Origin of the sequence: Pseudonocardia nigra (assembly GCF_019396355.1) — a bacterium.
GTDB lineage: Bacteria > Actinomycetota > Actinomycetes > Mycobacteriales > Pseudonocardiaceae > Pseudonocardia > Pseudonocardia nigra.
In genome coordinates, this window is the sequence record NZ_JAHKRK010000373.1 from 1 (window position 1) to 3,922 (window position 3,922).

A 3,922-nucleotide genomic window follows, 5' to 3' on the forward strand; every position below is an offset into this window, starting at 1 on the left:
GGGCGCAGAAACCGGGCGACTCGCGGGAGTTTCCGCGAGTCGCCCGTCCTCAACAGGTGAGTCGCCCGTCTTCGACAGGTGAGTCGCCCGTCTTCGACGTGCGAGTCGCCCGACCTGGCGGTCGCGGTATCCGTTGGGCGCCGCGGAAAGACCGCTCGTCGACGAGCTGTTGATCGTCCGCGTGTCGTTATCGTTCTGCGACGCGTCGCGGAGCGTCCGGGCTGTGCGCCACCCGGGCGGGTGTCCGGACACCGCTCACGGTGACCGTTCGGCCGTGCGGCGATTGCAGGTACCCCATCCGGGGTGCAACATCGGATGGGCGCCAGCGATACGAAGGGTGACCGCTGCCGGCCGGCGGCGGCCAGGCGGAGGTGACCAGGTGTTGGATGTCGGACTGGCGAACGGGACCGGCGGGGACGACGACATTGCCGTCTTCGTCGATCGGCTCGCGGCCGCGGGGTCGGATCGGCCCACCGCGCTGGCGCAGGAGGGGATCAGGAACGCGATCGGCGCGGGCAGGGTCCCGCCCGGGCTACGCAGGCTCGCGGAGGCACTCGCGGCGTCGGTCGCCGAGCTCCCCCCGCCGCCGCGCCACCCGGCGGAGGACGTCGGCTCGGTCGTGTCCGCCGTCCGCACCGATGCGCTCGTCGTCCTGGACGACTTCGACGAGGCCGCCGTGGCCGAGGCGATCGCAGCACTGCTGACCGAGGGCAGGCGGGTCGTGGTCACCGGCGCCACGCCGGGCGAGTCGGCCCGGGTCCGCGAGGCGCTGGCCACCGACGTCGTGGACCGGGCCGTGGACGCCGTCCCGTCGCTCTCCCCCGCGGAGCTGCGTGAGCTGCGCAGGTTGCTGGCCACCTCCACCCCTGAGCGCAGGGCGCGCGGCGGGCAGGATCTGCCGCCCGCGTCGGCGCTGCCCTCGCCCGACGAGGTCGCCACGCTGTGCGCCCAGGCCGCGCGGCCCACCGGGACGAGCGCCGGGCCGTGGATGGTGCCCGGCCTGCTCGCCGACCTCGACCAGGACCGCCGCGCGGCCGTCACCTCCGTGGCGCGCTGCGTGCACCGATCGCTGGGCGCCCTCCGGCCCCGCACGGGGCGGGACTGGGCGTGGCGGCTGCTCTCCGAGCTGATCTACAGCCGCCACCGCGCGGCGTTCGACCGGATGCTCGAGGACACCGCGCAGGCGGTCGCCGCGCTCGACAAGGCCCGCTATGCCCCGCCGGTGTCGTTCCACGGAGCACCGCCTCCCGGCGCCGTCGAGGTACTGCGCCGCTACCGCGAGTTCCTCGAGACCGGCGGCAAGCCCCGCTCGTACTTCCGCTCCGCCGTGCAGCGCGAGGTGCAGCCGGTGCTGCAGCAGGCCCGGGTGGGGGAGAACACCCCCGAGACCGTGGACGACGTCCAGCGGTTGATCGAGCACCTCGAGTTCGACGAGCGCCGGGCGCGCATCGCGGAAGGCTGTGCGGAGATCGGGGTGCCCGCCCCCCGCGACGAAGGTGAGCTCGTCGAGCTCGCCGAGGAGCTGGTCAAGGTCGCGGCAGCGGCCCGTTCGGTCGGCGCCCTGCGCCACGACGTGCTGTTCATCGCGGCCGACTCACCGCTGTCGGTGCCGGACGTCGACTCGGCGGAGCAGGTCGCCGAGGCGATCATCGACTACGCCGAGCACGGCTCGGCCGACGAGGCGGCGCACCGGCTCGACGAGATGGCCGACGCGCTGGCCGACCACTGCGTCGTCGCCGCGATGGCCCCCGAGCACGAGCAGGCGATCGGGGCCCTGCGGGAACGCGACGCCGCGGCCTACGCGGCGGCCGTCGAGGCGCTCGACGCCGCCCGCCGGGACGTCCGCGACGAGCAGCAGGCACGCGCGTTGCTGCGCAGTCTGAGTGCCGAGGCGCCGCGGCTCGCCGAGGCGTGGACGGTGCTCGCCGAGGACGACCCGATCGCGCTCGGCTTCGCCGCGTTCGTGCCGATGGACGCGCTGCTGTCGGCGCTGCCGCCGGCCGACAGCGCCGACGTCGTGCTCGTGCTCGGCAGCTCCGGGCTCGGGGTCGAGCGGCTGCTGCTCGCCGCGGTCGCACCGCGGATGATCGCCGTCGTGGGCCCCGGCGAGCGCCGGGACGCCGGCCCCAGCCTGCTGAGCATCCTGCAGCGGGCGTCCGCGCTCGTGATCCGCGGCCGCGGGGGCGCAGGCGGCCGAGTGGTTCCGCTGCCCGGCGGGTCGGGCAGGAACGCCCCCGCGCGGGTGGGGCAGGCGGGCGCCTGATCCGGGTCGGTGACCCTGCGGTCACCGGTCTGGGTTGTCCTCCGATCTGCGTGCGGCGTGGCCCGTCCCCCGGCCACCGGTCCTCCCGCGCGTCGCGGACACGACGGCGGCCAGTCCGTCGTGGCACGTGGGGTGGTGCGGTGCCCACCCGAGTTCGCGTGCGGCCTTCCCGTTGTCGAGCCGGATGCGGGTGCCCACCATCAGCGCGTGCAGGTACGGCGTTCCCCGGAGCAGGCAGCCGGGGATCCGGGGCGGCCGGGGCGCGCCGACCGCGGCGGCGACGGCGTCGATGAACTCGTCCATCCCGACGGGGCGGTCGTCGACGATGTTGTACGCCTGGCCCGCGCGGCCGCGGTCCAGCGCCGCCACCGTGGCCGTCGCGGCGTCGTCGATGTGGATCGGATGCAGGGTGGCCGCCGGCCGGAAACCGGCAGCAGCCGCCGCTGGGCCAGCCGCATCATGCGCAGGGTGGCCGGCTCCGGCCCGTAGAACAGCCCGTACCGCAGGGCCACGCCGGCCAGGCCGACCGCGCCCAGCACCTGGTCCTCGTTGCTGCCGAGGGATCGGAGGTGCCGATCGAAGGGGCCGCCGTCGAGCACGGCGAACGGATGGTCCTCGGTGAGCGGTTCGGTCCCGTGATCCCGCCACCCTTAGCCGAGGAAGAACGACTGGGTGAGGAACCGGCGCGCGCCGAGCATCGAGGCGCGCGCAGCAGGTTGCGGGTGCCGACGGCGCGCAGCGCGTCGGTCGCGTCGAGGTGGTGGTGCCGGGTCGGCGTGCGGGTGATCGCGGTGGCCTGGTGGATCACGGCGTCGGCGCCGTGCCCACCGAGCGCCTGCAGAAGGCCGTTGCCGTCCATGACATCTACGACGACCGCGTGCACCCCGGCGTCGCGCAGCCGGGCGACGGCGTCCGGCGTGCGGGTGAGCGCGAGCACGCTGTGCCCGGCGTGGACCAGGCGGGGAATCAGCGCGCTGCCGAGGGTGCCGGTCGCACCGGTGAGCAGAACTCTCACGACCTGCCCTCCGCCGTGGCGCACCCCGACGGTCGCGGAGCCGGACGACCAGCGCGGCCCCGCCGAGCACCGCGAAGGCCAGCAGGAACCATGGATCGCTCGCGTGCCCGTCGTCGGCGCCGACATGTCACGACCTGACGCGCTCCGAGTGTCATCCCTGAAGGAGCGGGGCCGGTCAACCCCCAATCTCGTTCTTGATCTTTCTTCTTGTTCTTCTGCTGCTTCTCGGCCTGCTTGTGGGCGCGCCGGGGTGAGGCGTCGGGGTCAGGGATCGGGCCCGAAGGGCCGACCGCGCAGCGGCCGAAGGTCCTTGACGTCGACGCCGGACGGCGCACGCTGTTCGGGGCGGAGAAAGCGATCTCGGTGTGGCTTGGTGTGGCTCGGTGTGGCTCGGTGGGGGTTCGGGGTGTTTCGGGTCGAGGTGCATGCTCCAGTGCCGGTGTGCCCCGGCGGGTGGACAGGCCCAGTGGGGGGCTGTCGGTCATCCCTTCGCTGGCGTGGCATGGAGTGCTGCGAGGAGTTCGCGGTGGGCGAGGTCAATCAGAAGGGGCGACCACGCCGCGGACGGGGGTCATGACACTCACGACCTGCACCCACCGCGGTCCGAGGTCCCCGGGCTCATGCCGCGGGGGTTCGGGGCGGCG

The 3,922-nt window shown here is 74.4% G+C and carries 3 protein-coding genes; 1 reads left to right on the top strand and 2 read right to left on the bottom strand.

What is annotated here, in order from left to right; genetic code table 11:
- Positions 1-379 precede the first annotated feature (379 nt).
- Complete coding sequence (locus tag KME75_RS40460; protein WP_219420292.1) at positions 380-2,263, top strand: amino acid adenylation domain-containing protein; 1,884 nt, start codon at positions 380-382, stop codon at positions 2,261-2,263.
- A 21-nt stretch (positions 2,264-2,284) separates the two neighbouring features.
- Here the strand turns inward: KME75_RS40460 and KME75_RS40465 are convergent, their stop codons facing one another.
- Together KME75_RS40465 and KME75_RS40470 are read right to left on the bottom strand one after the other, a co-directional pair.
- Positions 2,285-2,632, bottom strand: coding sequence for an NAD-dependent epimerase/dehydratase family protein (locus KME75_RS40465; RefSeq protein ID WP_219420293.1), 348 nt, complete (start codon positions 2,630-2,632; stop codon positions 2,285-2,287).
- A gap of 88 nt (positions 2,633-2,720) precedes the next feature.
- On the bottom strand, positions 2,721-3,278 hold the full coding sequence (locus tag KME75_RS40470) for an NAD-dependent epimerase/dehydratase family protein (RefSeq protein WP_219420294.1): 558 nt from the start codon (positions 3,276-3,278) through the stop codon (positions 2,721-2,723).
- Positions 3,279-3,922: the final 644 nt, after the last annotated feature.